General features: G+C 70.4%; 17 protein-coding genes. 14 read left to right on the top strand and 3 right to left on the bottom strand.

Annotated elements, in window-relative coordinates; all coding sequences use genetic code 11:
* The first annotated feature begins 16 nt into the window (after positions 1–16).
* From H7F30_RS11850 to H7F30_RS11825, 6 genes are read left to right on the top strand one after another with little or no spacing between them, the layout of a single operon-like run.
* Positions 17–1,387, top strand: a complete 1,371-nt coding sequence (locus H7F30_RS11850; RefSeq protein WP_187035305.1) for a hypothetical protein — start codon at positions 17–19, stop codon at positions 1,385–1,387.
* 8 nt (positions 1,388–1,395) lie between these two features.
* Positions 1,396–4,071 (top strand): GNAT family N-acetyltransferase, encoded by a 2,676-nt coding sequence (locus H7F30_RS11845; protein WP_187035303.1) that lies wholly within the window; start codon positions 1,396–1,398, stop codon positions 4,069–4,071.
* Positions 4,072–4,115: 44 nt separating this feature from the next.
* Positions 4,116–4,712: a DUF5998 family protein gene (locus H7F30_RS11840; protein WP_187035301.1), complete on the top strand. Its 597-nt coding sequence runs from the start codon at positions 4,116–4,118 to the stop codon at positions 4,710–4,712.
* 13 nt (positions 4,713–4,725) lie between these two features.
* Positions 4,726–5,844, top strand: a complete 1,119-nt coding sequence (locus H7F30_RS11835) for an alkaline phosphatase family protein (protein ID WP_187035299.1) — start codon at positions 4,726–4,728, stop codon at positions 5,842–5,844.
* A gap of 11 nt (positions 5,845–5,855) precedes the next feature.
* Positions 5,856–6,560 carry a thymidine kinase gene (locus H7F30_RS11830; RefSeq protein WP_118913259.1) on the top strand — a complete coding sequence of 235 codons (705 nt, stop codon included), beginning with the start codon at positions 5,856–5,858 and terminating at the stop codon, positions 6,558–6,560.
* A 10-nt stretch (positions 6,561–6,570) separates the two neighbouring features.
* Positions 6,571–8,382, top strand: coding sequence for an MFS transporter (locus H7F30_RS11825; RefSeq protein WP_187035297.1), 1,812 nt, complete (start codon positions 6,571–6,573; stop codon positions 8,380–8,382).
* Between the two features lie 150 nt (positions 8,383–8,532).
* Here H7F30_RS11825 and sepH read toward each other — a convergent pair whose 3' ends face one another.
* Positions 8,533–10,155 (bottom strand): septation protein SepH, encoded by a 1,623-nt coding sequence (gene sepH / locus H7F30_RS11820; RefSeq protein WP_187035295.1) that lies wholly within the window; start codon positions 10,153–10,155, stop codon positions 8,533–8,535.
* Between the two features lie 100 nt (positions 10,156–10,255).
* Here sepH and H7F30_RS11815 point away from each other — a divergent pair, with 100 nt between their 5' ends.
* The 8 genes from H7F30_RS11815 to H7F30_RS11780 all read left to right on the top strand — a co-directional run bounded on the left by H7F30_RS11815 (position 10,256) and on the right by H7F30_RS11780 (position 15,732).
* Positions 10,256–10,894, top strand: a complete 639-nt coding sequence (locus H7F30_RS11815; RefSeq protein ID WP_047311511.1) for a trimeric intracellular cation channel family protein — start codon at positions 10,256–10,258, stop codon at positions 10,892–10,894.
* Positions 10,891–12,000 carry a ferrochelatase gene (locus tag H7F30_RS11810; protein ID WP_187035293.1) on the top strand — a complete coding sequence of 370 codons (1,110 nt, stop codon included), beginning with the start codon at positions 10,891–10,893 and terminating at the stop codon, positions 11,998–12,000. The genes H7F30_RS11815 and H7F30_RS11810 overlap by 4 nt, the downstream gene beginning before the upstream one ends.
* Positions 12,001–12,040: 40 nt before the next feature.
* Entirely contained in the window at positions 12,041–12,910 is an 870-nt protein-coding gene (locus H7F30_RS11805) for an inositol monophosphatase family protein (protein WP_187035291.1), read from the top strand.
* A gap of 98 nt (positions 12,911–13,008) precedes the next feature.
* Positions 13,009–13,305 (top strand): DUF4193 domain-containing protein, encoded by a 297-nt coding sequence (locus H7F30_RS11800; protein ID WP_047311514.1) that lies wholly within the window; start codon positions 13,009–13,011, stop codon positions 13,303–13,305.
* Positions 13,306–13,308: 3 nt separating this feature from the next.
* Positions 13,309–13,815 carry a dUTP diphosphatase gene (gene dut, locus H7F30_RS11795; protein WP_047311515.1) on the top strand — a complete coding sequence of 169 codons (507 nt, stop codon included), beginning with the start codon at positions 13,309–13,311 and terminating at the stop codon, positions 13,813–13,815.
* 2 nt (positions 13,816–13,817) lie between these two features.
* Positions 13,818–14,630 (top strand): DUF3710 domain-containing protein, encoded by an 813-nt coding sequence (locus H7F30_RS11790; RefSeq protein WP_047311516.1) that lies wholly within the window; start codon positions 13,818–13,820, stop codon positions 14,628–14,630.
* The gene (locus H7F30_RS11785) at positions 14,630–15,010 is read left to right on the top strand and encodes a hypothetical protein (RefSeq protein ID WP_047311517.1); all 381 of its coding nucleotides are present in this window, start codon (positions 14,630–14,632) and stop codon (positions 15,008–15,010) included. The genes H7F30_RS11790 and H7F30_RS11785 overlap by 1 nt, the downstream gene beginning before the upstream one ends.
* Positions 15,007–15,732: a DUF3159 domain-containing protein gene (locus H7F30_RS11780; protein ID WP_187035289.1), complete on the top strand. Its 726-nt coding sequence runs from the start codon at positions 15,007–15,009 to the stop codon at positions 15,730–15,732. The genes H7F30_RS11785 and H7F30_RS11780 overlap by 4 nt, the downstream gene beginning before the upstream one ends.
* Before the next feature lie 28 nt (positions 15,733–15,760).
* Here H7F30_RS11780 and H7F30_RS11775 read toward each other — a convergent pair whose 3' ends face one another.
* Both H7F30_RS11775 and H7F30_RS11770 read right to left on the bottom strand, forming a co-directional pair.
* A complete protein-coding gene (locus tag H7F30_RS11775; RefSeq protein ID WP_047311519.1) occupies positions 15,761–16,462 on the bottom strand; it encodes a TrkA family potassium uptake protein in 702 nt (233 codons plus the stop codon).
* Between the two features lie 10 nt (positions 16,463–16,472).
* Positions 16,473–17,162 (bottom strand): TrkA family potassium uptake protein, encoded by a 690-nt coding sequence (locus H7F30_RS11770; RefSeq protein ID WP_187035286.1) that lies wholly within the window; start codon positions 17,160–17,162, stop codon positions 16,473–16,475.
* Positions 17,163–17,204: the final 42 nt, after the last annotated feature.

The following is a 17,204-nucleotide window of genomic DNA, read 5'->3' as shown; positions in this document are numbered from 1 at the left end:
TCGATACCCTTTCTCCGTGACACCGCCGAGCGAGCAGGCCCCGCGCACCCCCGCGCGTGAGCGCCGCGTGCCCGGCTTGCTGCGCCGTCTCGCACCGCAACGTTCGTGGATCGCCCAATTGGCAGCCTTCGGCGCCATCGGGCTCTGCCTCATCGGCGCGTGGACCATCGTGCGCGACCCCTTCGCGCCCACCGGCGTCGCGCAGGGGGAGACCGTCGCCGATGCCCAACGGGCTCAGCCCCCGGCGCCCGGTGGCGCCGCGGACGTCGAAGGCGAGCAGACCATCTCGGCGGTCGATGAGAAGTTCGTCCTCTGGTCGGTGACCAACGCAGGTGACGACACCCTCTTCGGCCTCGGGGAAGGCGACTGCTCCGGCACGCCGTGCTCCGCCCTCGTGCGCTCCACCGACGACGGCAAGACGTGGACGCAGATGCACACGTTCAGCTCCGCCGACACGTCTGCGGCAACCGGGGCCACGCAGCCGCGCGTCCAGCCCGCCGGTGCCCTGAGCGAAGTGCTCTTCACCTCGCCGAGCACGGGCTACGTCTACGGCGGCGACTTGTGGGTCACGCGCGACGGCGGACGCACCTTCACCCACGTCGACCACCCCGGCAGCACCGTCCTCGACGTCGTCGTCCACGACAAACAAACCCTCGCGCTCACGGCGTCGGGCTGCATCCAGGGCACCTGCTCGGGGCGTCTGGAGATCTCCCGCCTCGGCGGCGGAGACACCCCGCGGTTGGCCCAGACGATCGCCGCCGCGACGCCCACGAGCCAGATCGACGCCGCGGACCTCGTCGTCGGTGGTGACAGCCTCATCGTCCTCGCCGGCAACGAACCCGGCAGCGGGGACGCCCCCGGTGCCTGGCGTCTGGCCGGCGACAGCCTCGCACCCCTCAACCCCGGATCGGCCTGCAGCGGAAAGCCGTTCAGCGCCATCGCGGGCAACGGCACCAACCGTCTTGTCGCCGTCTGCGATGAAGCCGTCTCCGCCAAGACGACGAGCTTCACCACCGTCACGAGCACCGACGGCGGCGGCACCTGGCAACTCCTCGGCACCGGCAACCTGTCGCTGCCCACCCAGGGCGGCATCTCGCTGGCCACGTCCGACGGAGAACACATCGTCGCGGCTTCCGGCGGCCCGCGCACCGCCGCCGACGCCACAACGCGCACCTCCGACGACAACCCGCTGCGCGTCTCCTCCGACGGCGGCCGCAGCTGGAGCGAACCGAGCGGTGGCGACGACGCGCCCACCGGTGGCATGGATGATGTGCGCACCCTCGGCCAGGAGTTCCTCGCCCTCTCACGTACCGACGGCGAGCTGTGGCGATCGAGCGATCGCGGAGGCCGCTGGACTCACACGTCCGTCGCAGGCCACGGTGGTTGAATGAAGTCATGAGCGATGAGGTGGAGTCCGCGCCAGCCGATTACCCGCGCGAATGGGAGGCCGATGTCGTCCTGCGTGACGGCTCCGTGGCGCACGTGCGCCCCATCGGCCCTGACGACGCGGAACGCCTTCACCGCTTTCACGCGGCCCAGAGCGAAGAGTCCATCTACCTGCGCTTCTTCGCCCCCATCAAGCGCCTGAGTGACCGTGACGTCACGCGCTTCACCCACGTCGACCACGTCGAGCGCGTCGCCCTCGTCGGTCTCGTGGGTGACGACATCATCGGCATCGGCCGCTACGACCGCCTCGGTGGGCCGGATGCTCCCTCGGCCGAGGTCGCCTTCAACATCGCCGACAGTTTCCAGGGCCGCGGCGTCGGCTCCGTCATGCTCGAACACCTCGCCGCCATCGGCGCCGAGAACGGCGTCGCCGAGTTCGTGGCCGACGTCCTGCCGCAGAACCGCAAGATGATCCAGGTCTTCACCGAGGCCGGTTACGATGTCAAGCGCAACTTCGACGACGGCGTCATCTCCGTGCGGTTCGAGATCGAACCGAACGAGAAGTCGCAGGCCGTGCGCCTCGCGCGCGAGCAGCGCAGCGAATCGCAGTCGGTGCGCGCCCTGCTCAACCCGTCGTCCGTCGCCGTCATCGGCGTCTCGAGCAAGGGCCCGTCGGTCGGTGGGCGCGTGCTCGCCAACCTGCGTGAGGGCGGGTTCACCGGTCGCGTCGACGTCGTCCACCCCAGCGTCGAGGAGATCGACGGCTACCGCACCGTGCGCAGCCTCGGCGACATCGAGGTCCGCGTCGATCTTGCGATCATCGCCGTGCCTGCCGCGCAGGTGCTCGACGTCGTGCGCGAGTGCGGCCCGGCCGGCGTCAAGGCGCTGCTCGTCGTCTCCTCCGGGTTCGCCGAGACCGGCTCCGCCGAGGGCGCCGAGCGTCAGGCCGAACTGCTCAGCCTCGCGCGCAGCCAGGGCATGCGCGTCGTCGGCCCGAGCAGCTTCGGCCTCATCAACACGCGCGCCGACACGCGCCTCAACGCCTCCATCGCCTACGAGATGCCGCCCGCCGGTCACCTCGGCCTCTTCGCCCAGAGCGGCGCGCTCGGCATCGCGGTTCTCGCCAGCGCCGGGCGTCGTGGCCTCGGTCTTTCGGACTTCGCCTCCGCCGGCAACCGCATCGACGTCTCCGGCAACGACCTCATGCAGTACTGGATCGACGACGACGAAACCCACGCCGTCGGCCTCTACCTCGAGTCGGTCGGTAACCCGCGCAAGTTCACACGCATCGCCCGTCAGCTCGCTCTGCGCAAGCCCGTCATCGTCGTCAAGCCCGAGGTCTCAGCGTTCGGCGTGCCCCCGGGCCACCGCGTCCGCGAGACCCGCACGAGCCCGGCCGCGTTCCGCGAGATGCTGCGCCAGAGCGGCGTCATCCGCGTCGGCAACGTCCACCAGCTGTTCGACGTCGCCCAACTCGTCATCAACCAGCCGCTGCCCAAGGGTCGCCGCGTCGCCGTCGTGACGAACTCCGACGCCCTCGGCGCGCTCTGCGGTGACGCCGCACTGAGCTGGAAGCTCGAGGTGACGCGGGGCCCTGTCGCCCTCGCGCCCGATGCTGATGTCGAGAGCTTCCGTGACGCCCTCGTCGCAGCCTTCGAGGACGAATCGGTGGACACCGTCATCGCCTCGTTCATCCCGCCGCTCATCTCCGGCGGCACCGAGGTGGCGCGGGCCGTCGCGGAGGTGAGCGCCTGCTACGACAAGCCGTGCATCACCACCTTCCTCGGCATCCACGGCGCGTCCGAGGCCCTCACCGCCACGAGCCCTGACGGCGAGCGCGTCGTCACGCCGTCGTACCCCATGCCCGAGGACGGGATCCGCGCCCTGGCCGCCGTGACGAACTACGCCGGCTGGCTCCAGCGCGACCGCGGTGAGCCCCTCGCGCCGGAGGGCATCGACCGCAAGGGCGTGCGCGCCATGGTGCGCCGCGTCATGACCGAGCAGCCCGAGGGCCGCGACCTCACCGGTGACGAGGTCGCCGAGTTCCTCGGTCTCGCCGGCATCTCCGTGTGGCAGTCGATTCCGGTGCGCACCTCGAAGGAAGCCGTCGCTGCAGCCGAGAAGCTCGGCTTCCCCGTCGTCGTGAAGTCGATCGCTCCGGAGGTGCGCCACCAGGTGGCGAGCTCCCTGCGCGCCGACCTGCGCTCACCGCTCGCCGTCGTCGAGGCCTTCGAAGCGCTCGAGGAACGCCTCACCCAGTTCGGGGCCGACCAGTTCGTCGTCCAGTCGATGGCGACGCCGGGCATCGGCTGCGTCGTGACGAGCTCGGAGGACCCGCTCTTCGGCCCCGTCGTCACGTTCTCCGTCAGCGGCCCGCCCACCGACCTGCTCGACGACGTCGGCTACCGCATCCCGCCCCTCACGACGAGCGACGTCTCCGACCTCGTCAGCTCCATCAAGGCGTGGCCGCTGCTCGACGGCAGCCACGGCACCGCCGCCGATCGCGCCGCCATCGAAGACCTCGTCTCGCGCGTCGCGATCCTCGCCGACGAGAACCCCGAGATCGCCCACCTCGAACTCAACCCGGTGAGCACCAACCCCACCGGCCTCGACGTTCTGGGCGCCCGCATCACGCTGGCGCCGCACTCGCTGCGCCAGGATTCCGGGCGCCGGGCCATGACGTGAGGTTCGGGCGTCCGACACGCGCCGGGGGCGATGAAGGTGGGATGATGGCACGCATGTCTGCCACCCTGCCCGCCGACCTCGTCCGCGACATCGAGAAGGCCGGTTACTTCCCGGCTCTCGTCGGCGACGTCGTCACCACGGCGCTCGCCGGTGACGAGGTGCGTCACCACCTCGTGCACCTCGAGACGACGTTCGACCAGGACGAATTCCACCGCCACATCACGGTTCTCGCGCTCACGCCGCACAAGCTCGTCATCGCGCACGCCGACGACCACGCCGACCCGCGCACCCACGGGCACGGCTCGGGGCACTCGGCCGTCACCGCGACGTCGGAGGCCGTGGCCCTGTCGTTCGTGCGCGGCGTGACGCTGACGCACGTCGTCGCCGACGCCGAGACCTACCGCCCGGGCACGCTCGGGCGCGAGGTGACGCTCACCGTCGGGTGGGGCACCGTCAGCCGCGTCGATCTGCTGCCCGCCACGTGCGGCGACCCGCAGTGCGACGCCGACCACGGCTACGACGGCACGATCACCGGCGACGACATCAGCCTGCGTATCTCTGCCGACGCCGAGGGCGAAGGCAGCCTCAACCAGGCGATGAGCTTCGCCAACGCCCTGTCGGCCGTCGTCGGCCGACGCTGACCGGGACGGATTCATGAAGGCACCCCGGTACGACACCGAAGGCCTTGCGTCCGTTCTGCCGTCTGTTGCGCGGACCCTCGCACCCGCAGCGTTCGAGGGGGAGGGGCGCAAGCTGCCGCAGGCCAAGGCAGGCATCGTCGTGCTGGCCGACGGTCTCGGCGCGCGGCTCCTGCGCAAGCGCAGCGCACACGCGCCGTTCCTCCACGAGCACCTCGACCACGTCCAGACGCTCGCGGCAGGCTTCCCGACGACGACCGCCACCTCCATGGGTACGTTCGGCACCGGCCTGCCGCCGGGGGCTCACGGCCTCGCGGGCTACCAGGTCGTCGACCCGGCCACCGGCATGCTCTTCAACGAACTGACGTGGCAGCGCGGCCCCGAGCCGCGCGTCTGGCAGCCGAACGCCACTGTCTTCGAACGGGCTGACCAGGCCGACCTGCGCCCGGCGATGATCGGACCCGACTACTTCGAAGGCTCCGGCCTGACGAATGCCGCCCTGCGCGGCGCGGTGTTCTACGGCGCCGAGGCGCTCGAGGACCGCATCGACGCAGCGCTCGCCGCCGTCCGGCGTGGCCATCGTCTCGTCTACCTCTACTGGGGTGAGATCGACAAGGCCGGGCACGTGCACGGCATCGATTCGCCGCAGTGGGCCGCCGAACTCGAAGCGTTCGACCGCGGTTTCGAGCGCCTCGCCTCCCAGCGTCCGGTCGGCACGTCCCTCACGCTGACGGCCGACCACGGCATGGTCGACGTGCCGCTCGACGCCCGCGTCGACATCGCCAAAACCCCCTACCTGCGCGACGGCGTGCGCACCGTTGGCGGCGAGATGCGCGCGCTGCACCTCTACGTCGAGCCCGGCGCGCGTGACGACGTCCTCGCCGCCTGGCGCAAGGAGGTCGGCAGCGACGGCCACGTGCTCACCCGCGAGGAACTGAGCGACCTCGGCTGGGTCGGCGCTCTCGACGCCGGCACGGCGGGACGCTTCGGCGACGTCGTCGTCTCGATGCGCGCGGCCCGTGGCTACGTCGACTCGCGCGTCATGAGCCATCAGGTGCTCGCCCTCATCGGCCAGCACGGCGCCATGACGCCGCAGGAACTCGACGTGCCCTTCCTCCACCTCCCGCCGCGCTAAGGTGACTGCCCGTGGCTGAGCTCGTTTTCTTCACCGGCACGATGGACTGCGGTAAGTCCACCCTCGCGCTGCAGATGGACCACAACCACGCGGCCCGCGGGCAGCGCGGCATCGTGCTGACCCAGCACGACCGCGCCGGTGAGGCCGTCATCTCCTCGCGCCTCGGCCTGCGTCACGAGGCCATCGAGGTGAGCGACGACGTCGACCTGTGGGATCTCGCCGTCTCCGCGGGCGTGACGCTCGGCGGCCTCGACTACGTCATCGCCGACGAGGTGCAGTTCTACCTGCCCGAGCAGATCGACCAACTCGCGCGCGTCGTCGACGAACTCGACGTCGACGTCTTCGCCTTCGGCATCACTGCGGACTTCAAGACGCAGCTGTTCCCCGGCTCGCGGCGCCTGTTCGAACTCGCCGACCGCACCCAGCTGCTCCAGGTCGAGGCCCTGTGCTGGTGCGGCAAGCGCGCCACCCACAACGCCCGCGTCGTCGACGGCACGATGGTGGTCGAAGGCGAGCAGGTCGTCGTCGGTGACACCGGCGACCAGACGGAGACGCCGCTGGTGGAGTACGAGGTGCTGTGCCGTCGTCACTTCATGCGCCGCATGACGTCGCACGCCGCCCGCGCCATCGGCGCCGAGCAGATGCCGTTCGACCTCGACGTGTGCCCCGTGCCGCCCTCGACCTTCACCGATCAGTCGCGCGGCGCGGCCGGCTGAGGCGAGCGCGATGAACGAACGGCACGAGCGAGAGGAGCGGCGCGAGCGCGTCGGGGCAGCGCCCCACCGCGGACGCGCCGAACGCCTGCGCAGTGCCGGAGTCATGGGCGGGCGTGCAGCACGCGGCGCCTACCGCCTGAGCGCGGGTGCCACGAAGACGACGCTGCGCGCCGCCCGCCGGGCGAGCAACGCCCAGGGCGCGGAGGAGAGTGGCCTCGGGCGCCTCATCGAGGTGCACGCCCTCTCCAACGCCGGCGACGCCGCCGTCATGGTCGGCCTCGCCGGCACGCTGTTCGTCTCCGCGCAGCCCGGCGAGGCGAAGGATCACGTCGCGCTGTTCCTCGTGCTCACGATGCTGCCGTTCGCCATCGTGGCGCCGCTCATCGGCCCGCTGCTCGACCGCTACCGGCACGGGCGCCGCTGGGCCATGGGCGGCACGCTCGCGCTGCGCGGCTTCCTCTGCTGGGTGCTCGCCGACGCCATCGAGAAGGGCTCCACCTGGCAGTTCCCGACGGCCCTGGCCATCCTCGTCTCGAGCAAGGCCTACCTCGTCACCCGATCATCGGCCACGCCACGGCTGCTGCCCTACGGCATGACGCTCGTCAAGGCCAACAGCCGCATGAGCCTCGCCGGCGTGGCGGGAGCGACGATCGGCGGTCCGCTCGCCGGTGGAGCCGCGGCCCTGTTCGGCGCGACGTGGGCCTTCCGTGCCGCGTTCCTGCTCTTCGTCGTCGGCACGGTGCTCGCCATTCTGTTGCCGCCTGACATCGATTCCGAACGCACCGACTCACTGCGCTCCGGACGCGCCCAGGTGCGCCTGCCGAGCGTCATCGTCTCCGCGCTGCGCGCCAACGTCGGTCTGCGCTGGATCAGCGGCTTCCTCACGATGTTCATGGCCTTCCTCATGAAGACCCACCCGCTACCTGGCTGGGAGGATCGCGCCACGACACTACTGGCGCTCGTCGTCGGCGCGGCCGCGCTGGGTAATGCGCTCGGTACGGTGCTCGGTTCGCTCGTCAAGAACTTCGCGCCGCGCACCGTCGTCGTGGGCTCGCTGTTGGCCGACGCAGTGGCCATGGTGGTCTGCGCGGTGCACTTCACCCTCGTGACGGCCATCGTCGTCGGCCTCGTGGCCGGTCTCGGACAACAGTTGGGCAAGCTCGCCGTCGACTCGCTCATCCAGGATCACCTCGCCGAGGCCGTGCGCACGAGCGCCTTCGCGCGCTCCGAGACGGTGCTCCAGCTCGCGTGGGTCATCGGTGGCATCTACGCCTGCGTCGTGCCGACCGACGCGACGATCGGCCTGTACTCCGCCGCCGTGCTCCTCGTCGGGTGGGCCGTGCTCGTCATGCTGTGGAACGCCGGACGCGGACCGACGTGGCCGCGACGTCGCGGCTACGGCAAGGACGATGACGGTCGTGGCGCCCGACGTGGTGGCGCCTTCGCCGACACCGTGACGGAGACCTCGGACGACGCCTTCACCCGAGCCCCCGACGACCTGCCGACAACTCCGCGCACGCGGCGCTGGCACCGCGACGAGCCGGCAGAAAGCCCGCGAGGCGAGCGCTATCGCGACGATGATCGGTACAACCAGGACGACGACCGGTCCGACCAGTTCGGCGGCAGATCCCGCGACGGATATGACACGTACGACGCGTGGCAAGAGAACCGCCGGACGCTTCCGGTGCCGACGTCGGACTCCCGAAACACCGGGGAGCCGCGCGACGATCGCACGCGCCGCATGCCCGAGCAGGAGCGCCGATCGTCGTCCTACCGGCCGCAGTGGGATGGCGACGACGGCTGGGATCGCCGCGACCGCTGACGCCTCGCAACGACGAGCTGCCGAACCTTCACGCCGACACCGCTCGGTAAACCTCCACTCGAACGCCGAACGCCCGACCTCAGCGCACGTGGCGCGAGGTCGGGCGTTCTCCTGTCCGTCAGGTCTGGCGCAGAGGCTCAGACGTACAGGTCACTTCTTCGAGCCGCGGCCACCGAACATGATGTCGTCCCAGCTCGGAACGCTCGGGCGGCTGCTCTTGCGCGACTGGCTCGCACGCTCGGGCACCGAGGTGCGCTTCTGCGTGCTCTTCTTCGCGGGAGCCGAAGCCTCAGCGGGTTCATCGACCTCGTCGAAGAGCGACTCCTCCTGAACGACCTCGTCATCGGCGGCGGAGCCTGCGGCCTTCGTCTCAGCGCCGTCGTCGACTGCGTCCTCGACGTCGGCCTCGGCAACGTCGTCGGCTTCGTCGAGGTTGGCCTCGTCGAACGCGTCGTCCTCGACGTCGTGCAGCTGGTGAACGTCGCCACCGTCGTGGAAGCCGGGCAGCTCGCCGAAGAGCGACTCGTCCTGCTCGGCGTCGTCGTCGTGCAACGCCGCGCGCACGGACGCCTGCTCGAGGTTGGCGCGGGAACGGCGGCTCTTGCGGCGACGCGAACCCGTTGACGTCGACTTCTCGGCCGCCACATCGTCGGATTCGTCGGCAGCGTGGACATCGACGTCGGGCTCGTCAGCGGTCGGCGCATCGGCCGTCTTGCGCGTCGGCAGCGCCGTCACACCGGCCGTCGCACGGCGCGAGGTGTCGTCGTTCTTCTCAGCGTTCGCGTTCGTGTTCGCGTTGTCGGCGTCGCTGTCGGAACGAGCGTGCAGTTCCTCCGGACGCGGGTGGCTCGGCGCCGGGGGAGGCGTCGTGCCGAGGTCGAGACGCTCGACGCGCGTGACGTCGGGGGAGCCGCTCGTGACGTTCGGCAGCGCCGTCGGGCGCGACGCGTTCGAGCGACCCGAACCCTTCGACCGGCTGCGGCTCGCCTGGCGCGCACGCATCGAGGCGGTGAGGTCGGCGGGCTTTCCAGCGTCGTCGCTTGAGCCGAGCGTCGCACCGAGGTGAGGAGCCTGTGCATCTTCGAGACCGCCCTCGGCCTCGACGTCGTAGACGGACGCAGGGCGTGCGGCACGAGCGGAACCGCCGGCCTTCTTGCGTGCGACGGCCTTCTGACGCTCGGGAGCCTCCTCGTCAGCGGCGGCGATCTCGTCGCCACCGAGCCAACGGGCCTCGTCGTCGACGGTGCGCAGTGCGCGGTTCACCGGGTCGAACAGCCACGTGGCCTCACGCTGGCGACCACCGGCGGGGAAGCGCACGGTGACGGTCCAGTGGGCGTCGTCGTTCTTCCAGCTGTCCCACACGACGCGCTCGGCCTCGACGCCGCGCTCGGCGAGACGACGGTCGGCGCGCTCACGCAGCGTCGTCGTCTCACCGCGCCCGTACAGCTGAACACCCTGCGCCAGACCGGAGACGTAGTCGCGCTCGGCGCGGATCGGGCCTTCGTAGCGCTGCACCTTCTCGAGCGTCCACCCGGCACGCTCGGCGATCTCCTCGAGCGGCACCCCGCCGCGGATGAGGCCCTGCACGTCGCGCGGACGCAGCGGGTTCTCGGCCTTCGCCTGGCCGTCGGCGGACGCCGGCTCGCGGCGGTCACGTCGGATCGTGGTGCGCAGTTCGTCGGTGATGGGAAGGGTGAAGCGACCCCCGTCGTCGTCGGCGAGAAGGAGGCCGCTGCCGTCCTCCGAGACCCCGATCAAACGCAATTCCTGCACGACGCAACTCCATCCGTTACCAGTTGTGTAGCCGCTACTGTGCCATTATCGCCCGCCTGATGCAGGGACGGCGCGCCGCCCGCGGTAACGTGTCGCTGCCATGGTGCTCACGCAAAGCGGCTCTCTGCAGCTCCTCCTCGACCTCATCGGCGTGTTCGTCTTCGCGCTCTCCGGTGGGCTCGTCGCCGTTCGCAAGAGGCTCGACATCCTCGGCGTCGTCATCCTCTCCGGAATGGCCGGACTCGGCGGCGGTGTGCTGCGCGATCTGCTCATCGGTCAGACGCCGCCCGTCGGCGTCAGCGACTGGCGCCTCATGGGCGTCTGCGTCCTCGCGGGCCTGTGTGCGTTCACGCTCCACCCCGAGATGAGCCGTATCGCTCGACTCGTGCGCCTCCTCGACGCCGCCGGCCTCGCGCTGTTCTGCGTCGCAGGCTCGATCAAGGCCCTCGCCTACGGCGCCGGTGCGACGACGGCGATCTTCGTCGGCGTCCTCACCGCCATCGGTGGCGGCCTCATGCGCGACGTCATCGTCGGGCAGGTGCCCGAGGTGCTGCGCCGCGAGCTCTATGTCGTGCCGGCCCTGCTCGGCAGTTCGCTCGTCGTCATCGCGCACGAGACGCCGTACTACACGGTGCCCGTGCTCTGGGGCTGCGTCTTCGTCGCCTTCGCCCTGCGCATGATCGCCGTGGTGCTCGACCTCAATGCCCCTCAGCCCCTTCGAACTGGAGACCGGTCATGACCGACGCCAACCCGCTCGAACCGTACGACGCCGTCCTGCTCGCGTCGTTCGGCGGACCCGAGAAGCCCGACGAGATCATGCCGTTCCTGCGCCGCGTGACGGCCGGGCGCGGCATCCCCGACGAGCGTCTCGCCGAGGTGGCCCACCACTACGAGGAGCTCGGCGGGCGCAGCCCGATCAACGACCAGAACCGGGCCCTCATCGCCGCGCTGCGCGCCGAACTCGACCGACGTGAGATCACGACGCCGATCCTGTGGGGCAACCGCAACAGCGAGCCCTTCCTCACCGACACCCTGCGCGACGCCCACGGCGAGGGCATGCGCCGCATCGTCACCGTGACGACGAGCGCGTACGCCTCCTACAGCTCGTGCCGTCAGTACCGCGAGGACCTCGCGGCCGCGGTCAACACCCTCGAGGACGAGGGCCTCACGGGCTTCGAGATCGACAAGATCCGCCAGTTCGCCACCCACCCGTCCTTCGCACGGGCAAACGTCCGCCTCGTCACCGACGCCCTGCGTGAGTTCGCCGGGGTGCCCGACGAGCAGGTGCAGGTCGTCTTCGTCACGCACTCGATTCCGCTCGGCATGGACGACACCTCCGGCCCCGGCGACGGTGACGGCAACCTCTACTGGCAGCAGCACGACGAGCTGGGCGCCGCCATCCTCTCGGAGGCGAACGCAACGCTCTCGCGTGACCTCGAGGGCGCGCTCGTCTACTGCTCGCGTTCCGGCCCGCCGTCGCAGCCGTGGCTCGAGCCCGACATCAACGACCACCTCGAGCATCTCGCCGAGCGCGGCGTGACGCACGTCGTCGTCGCGCCGATCGGCTTCGTCTCCGACCACGTGGAGGTCGTCTACGACCTCGATACCGAGGCCGCCGAAACCGCCGAACGCCTCGGGCTCGTCATGCGCCGCGTGCCGACCGTGGGCACGGACGACGAGTTCGTGCACGGCCTCGTCGACCTCGTCGAGGAGCGCGCGGCCGAGGCCCGTGACGAGTCGCCCGAGTGCCCCGCGTGGCCGGGCGAGGCCATGCCGTCGATCTGCGCCCCGGGCTGCTGCCCGAACCTGCGCGCCGCCAAGCCCGCTCTGTGCGGTCGCGACTGAGGTCGTACCGTCAAAGCGCACCTTTGCGAAGGAGAACCCGATGGAACGCGACACCGACGCACCGCTCGCCCTGCCCGAGTGGCTGGACGCCGAGGAGCTCACTCGTCTGCGCGATCTCGCGACGGCCATGGCTGACGACGCCGCGCGCCTCGTCGTGACGGAACGCCCGCGTTCCCTCGGGGTCGAAGCGACGAAGTCGAGCGAGGTCGACGTCGTCACCGTCATGGACCAGCGCAGCGAGCAGTTGCTGCGCGAGCGCATCGACGCCGAGCGTCCCGACGACGCGATCCTCGGTGAGGAGGGCGGCGCGAGCGAGGGCACCTCGGGTCTGACGTGGGTCGTCGACCCCATCGACGGCACCGTCAACTACCTCTACGGTCACCCGTTCTTCGCGGTGTCCGTGGCTGTCTGCATCGGCGACACGACGCGTGAGGGCGCCTGGCTGCCCGTTGCGGGCGCCGTCAGCGCACCGTTGCTGGGGGAGACCTACGCCGCGGCCCACGGCCAGGGTGCCCACCTCGTCACGGCCGACGGACGACGCGAACCCCTCGTCGTCAGCGACTGCGAGCGTCTCGAGCTCGCTCTCGTCGGCACCGGTTTCGGGTACGAAGCGGCCAAGCGTGAAGAGCAGGGCGCTGCCGTCGCGCAGCTGCTGCCCAAGGTGCGTGACATCCGACGCGGCGGGTCCGCGGCACTCGACCTGTGCTTCGTCGCGTCGGGCCGGCTCGACGGTTACTACGAGTCCGGAATCAACGCGTGGGACCAGGCCGCAGGGCAGGTCATCGCCACCGAAGCAGGCGCTGCGATCGGGGGCGCACCGGGCGGCGAGATGGGCAAGGCGATGGCGATCGCGACGGCTCCCGGCATCTTTGCCGACCTCACGGATTGCCTTTTCCCCGAGGCGCGCTAGTATGCGGGCACAAATCGGGTCATCCGCGCGTTGCAGCGGGGGATCAGCGGTGAGCGCCACAAGCGCGACGCCGCACACTCATCGAAGAAAGAGTACTGATGGCAACTGACTACGATGCCCCGCGCAAGAACGAAGACGACGTCAGCGAAGACTCGATCGAGGAACTGAAGTCCCGTCGGGTCGACAAGTCCTCGAGCAGCGTCGACGTCGACGAGACCGAGCACGCCGAAGGCTTCGAGCTTCCCGGCGCCGATCTGTCGGGTGAGGAGCTCTCTGTGCGCGTTCTGCCGCGCCAGGAGGACGAGTTCACCTGCAGCAAGTGCTTCCTCGTTCACCACCGCAGCCAGCTCGCTGAAGAGGACGGCGGCCTTCCGGTCTGCCGCGACTGCGCCTGAGGCATGGACAACGCACCGAGCAGCGACGACGACGGACATCTCACCGTCCCCATCCGACGCCTCGATCCGGGGCTGGAGGTGCCGACGTACGCCCACGCGGGTGACGCCGGTGCGGATCTGCGGGCACGGGTCGGCCTGACGCTCGCGCCCGGTCACCGCGCGCTCGTTCCCACGGGTATCGCCGTCGCGATTCCTGAGGGATACGCCGGCTTCGTCCACCCCCGATCGGGGTTGGCCGCTCGCCACGGCATCACCATCGTCAACGCGCCCGGTGTCGTCGACGCCGGCTACCGAGGCGAGATCCAGGTCAACCTCGTCAACACCGACAGCCGCGAGTCGTTCACCGTCTCCAGGGGAGACCGCATCGCGCAACTCGTCGTGCAGCGGGTGGAGAAGGCGACGTTCGTCGTCGTCGACGACCTCGACGACTCGTCGCGTGGCGCCGGTGGGCACGGTTCGACCGGTGGATTCGCGGCCACGCAGGCTCGCGCCGAGAAGGAGACTGACTGATCATGGCCATGTTCCGACGTAAGAAGGACGACGCAGCCTCGCAGGTCGAGGGCGACGAGAAGGTCGACCTCAGCGAGGACACCGACGAGACGGCCACCGAGTCGGCGGACGTGACGTCCGAGGAGCTCACCCCCGAGGAGCGCCGCCGCCGTTCGCGCCTGCGCCCGCGTGAGGACGTCGACCTCTCCAACGGCCCGTTCGACGTCGACGACGCCCCCGAGGGCGATCGCATCGACTTCGGTGCGCTGCTGCTCGCGCCCGGTGAGGACGTCGAGCTTCGCCTCGACGTCGACGAGAGCACGCAGGTGCTCACAGGCATGACCGCCGTCATCGGTGAGGGCGGTGCCTCTGCGGTTCAGCTGCAGGTTTTCGCCGCGCCCAAGACGAGCGGCATCTGGTACGGCATCCGCCGCGAGATCGCCGAGTCGATCCTCGCCGGTGGCGGCACGGCCGACGAGGTCGACGGCGACCTCGGCACCGAGCTGCACGTGCGCATGCCCAGCCAGGGCCCCGACGGCCGCACCACCTTCTCGCCGGCACGCTTCATCGGCGTCGACGGCCCGCGCTGGTTCCTGCGCGCCGTGCTGTCGGGCCACGCGGCCCTCGACGACGACGCCGCGGAGCGCGCCATGGAGTTCGTGCGCACCGTCGTCGTGCGACGCGGCGGTGAGGCACGCGCGCCGCGCGAACTGCTCGAACTCACCCTGCCGCCGGAGCTGCTCGCCCAGGTGCGCGAGCAGGAGCAGTCCGCCGGTGAGAGCGATCCCGCCGTCAGCCCGCTGGAGCGTGGCCCGGAGATTACCGAGACGCGCTGATGGAGCAGATGCTCGCGAAGCTGCGCGCCCGTTTCCTCCCCGGCCCGTCGGGGGAGGAAGAGGCCGCGGCCCAGCGAGCACGAGAGGCCTCCCGCTACGCCCTCGCGCCTGCTCGACGCCGGGTGAGGATCGAAGGGCGCGTCAGCGAGGTCACCGTCAGGCCGCGCTCCGAGAGTGTGCCCGACCTCGTTGTCGATCTCGACCCGTTCGACACCTCGGTCCAGCCCGCGTCGCTCGTCATGCTCGGTCGCCGTGAGGTCGTCGGTATTCACGTCGGCGCCGCGCTTGCCGTCGAAGGGCTCCTGACGACCGTGAAGAACCGGCCCACGATCTTCAACCCCGCCTACGAGCTCCTGCTCGAGAACGAGGAATCCCAGTGACCGAGAACCACCAGCCCCCGGCGAACACGGTCGAGGCCGTCATCCGCGAGCGCCTCGCCGTCGCGGTCGGCGGGTGGCGCGGATCGCTCGAGGCGGCATTGCCGACGGTCGCGTTCGTCGCGGTGTGGACCGCGACGAAGAACCTCAACCAAGCGCTCATTGCCGCGGCGGTCGTGCTCGCCGTCGCGCTCGTGCTGCGCCTCGTGCAGCGTCAGACGGTGAAGTTCGTCGTCGCTGCGGCGTTCGCCACGGCCTTCGCTGCGTTTCTCGCGAAGCGTTCCGGCAATGCGTCCGACGTCTTCCTGCCCGGTCTCATCCAGGCGGGCGTCATGCTCGCCATCAGCATTGCGTCGATCGTCGTGCGCTGGCCGCTCGTCGGTTTCATCGTGGCGGGCGGCGACCCGAACCTCAAGGACGACCCCACGGCGTGGCAGCGCAGCCGCGCCATGGTGAAGGTCTGCACGCGCCTGACGTGGGTGTTCGCGGCCCTGTTCGCCGTGCGCCTGGCCGTCATGCTGCCGCTGTACCTGGCCGACCAGGTGACGATGCTCGGCGTCGCGAAGATCGCGCTCGGTTGGCCGCTGTACCTCGCCGCCCTCGCCCTCATGGCGCTGTTGCTCCTGCGCGGTGAGACCCCGCTAGACACCCACGACGCGCTCCTGCACGACGACCGCGAAGGCCACGAACGTCTCGAGCCCGAGGCGCGCGAGCACGGCGCCTGACGCGCCTCGCCCGCAGTTCGGAGCGACCTCAGAAGTTGCGGTCGCTCAGGACCGTCTGCACCTCGTCGCGACGGCGGCCCGTGAGCTTCGCCGCGAGGGTGCGCTCGGCGTCACGCGTGGCGAGGAAGAGCAGTTCGTCGAGTGCCTGGAGGCTCTCCTCGGGCACCGGCGCCATCGGCAGTTGGTCGCGGATGATGCCGACGAGCACGCACTCCGGCGGAAGGGCGAGATCGGCCACGCTACTGCCGCAGTAGGGGGAGTCGAGGGGGAGCGTGAGCTCCACCATCGTGGCCTTGCCCTGCTGGAACTCGAAGAGGCGCACGAGGTCGCCGACGCTGACGGCCTCCTCGACGAGCGCCGTCATGAGGCGCGGGGTGGAGACGGCGACGTCGACGCCCCAGCCCTCGTCGAACATCCACTCGTTGCGCGGGTTGTTGACGCGGGCCACGGTACGCGGCACGCCGAACTCCGTCTTCGCGAGCAGGGAGACGACGAGGTTGACCTTGTCGTCACCCGTGGCGCAGACGACGACGTCGGCGTGCTCGAGCTGTGCCTCCTCGAGCGTGGCCACCTCGCACGCGTCTGCGAGGAGCCACGTGGCGTCCGGGATGGCCTTGACGCGCTCCTCGCGGGCGTACTTGTCGATGACGAGCAGGCTGTGTTCGTTGCTCAGCAGTTCGCGGGTGATGGATCGGCCGACGCTTCCGGCCCCGACGACGACGATGCGCATGACGTGCCTCTCAGTGCTCGCGCGCGAGCGGGTTCGTGAGGTCGGTGTGAGGGCCCTGCGAGAGCAACGCCTCGACCTGCTCCCGGCGGGCCGATTCGACGACGAAGTGCACGATGTCGCCCTCCTGGTGGACGAGGCCAGCGCGGGGCAGGATGCCGGTGCTCAGGCGCGAGACGTACGCGACGCGCGAGGCGGTGACCTGCTCGAGTTCGTCGTAGGCGTGCCCGATCCACGCGGGGTGGACGGGGATCTCGAGGATGGCGAGGGTGCCCGACTGATCGTGGTGCACCGCGGTGCTCTCCTGCGGCACGATGCGCCGCAACACCTGGTCGGCGGTCCAGCGAACGGTGGCGACCGTGGGGATGCCGAGGCGCTGGTAGATCTCGGCGCGGCCCGGGTCGTAGATGCGGGCGACGACGCGTTCGACGCCGTACGTCTCGCGTGCCACGCGGGCCGAGAGGATGTTCGAGTTGTCACCGCTGGAGACGGCGGCGAAGGCGAACGCCTCTTCGATGCCGGCGGCGATGAGCGTCTCGCGGTCGAAGCCGACCCCGACGATGCGGCGTCCGAGGAACGAGCTCGGCAGGCGGCGGAAGGCGGATTCGTCGCGGTCGACGATGGCGACGCTGTGGCCGGTGTCCTCGAGCGTGCGTGCGAGGGAGGAGCCGACGCGGCCGCAGCCCATGATGACGTAGTGCACGAGGCGACCCTATCGAAGGTGAGGCCCTGCTGCGTTGCGTGT

Origin of the sequence: Dermacoccus sp. PAMC28757 (assembly GCF_014302635.1) — a bacterium.
Classification (GTDB): Bacteria; Actinomycetota; Actinomycetes; order Actinomycetales; family Dermatophilaceae; genus Dermacoccus; species Dermacoccus abyssi.
The sequence above is the reverse complement of the archived record's forward strand: the minus strand, read 5'-3'. Positions and strand labels throughout refer to the sequence as shown.

Bases quoted from the DNA above. Each gene is read 5' to 3' on its own strand.
- H7F30_RS11845 (WP_187035303.1), top strand. From the start codon at position 1,396: ATGAGCGATGAGGTGGAGTCCGCGCCAGCCGATTACCCGCGCGAATGG.
- H7F30_RS11840 (WP_187035301.1), top strand. From the start codon at position 4,116: ATGGCACGCATGTCTGCCACCCTGCCCGCCGACCTCGTCCGCGACATC.
- H7F30_RS11835 (WP_187035299.1), top strand. From the start codon at position 4,726: ATGAAGGCACCCCGGTACGACACCGAAGGCCTTGCGTCCGTTCTGCCG.
- H7F30_RS11825 (WP_187035297.1), top strand. From the start codon at position 6,571: ATGAACGAACGGCACGAGCGAGAGGAGCGGCGCGAGCGCGTCGGGGCA.
- H7F30_RS11815 (WP_047311511.1), top strand. From the start codon at position 10,256: ATGGTGCTCACGCAAAGCGGCTCTCTGCAGCTCCTCCTCGACCTCATC.
- H7F30_RS11810 (WP_187035293.1), top strand. From the start codon at position 10,891: ATGACCGACGCCAACCCGCTCGAACCGTACGACGCCGTCCTGCTCGCG.
- H7F30_RS11805 (WP_187035291.1), top strand. From the start codon at position 12,041: ATGGAACGCGACACCGACGCACCGCTCGCCCTGCCCGAGTGGCTGGAC.
- H7F30_RS11800 (WP_047311514.1), top strand. From the start codon at position 13,009: ATGGCAACTGACTACGATGCCCCGCGCAAGAACGAAGACGACGTCAGC.
- dut (WP_047311515.1), top strand. From the start codon at position 13,309: ATGGACAACGCACCGAGCAGCGACGACGACGGACATCTCACCGTCCCC.
- H7F30_RS11790 (WP_047311516.1), top strand. From the start codon at position 13,818: ATGGCCATGTTCCGACGTAAGAAGGACGACGCAGCCTCGCAGGTCGAG.
- H7F30_RS11785 (WP_047311517.1), top strand. From the start codon at position 14,630: ATGGAGCAGATGCTCGCGAAGCTGCGCGCCCGTTTCCTCCCCGGCCCG.
- H7F30_RS11775 (WP_047311519.1), bottom strand. From the start codon at position 16,462: ATGCGCATCGTCGTCGTCGGGGCCGGAAGCGTCGGCCGATCCATCACC.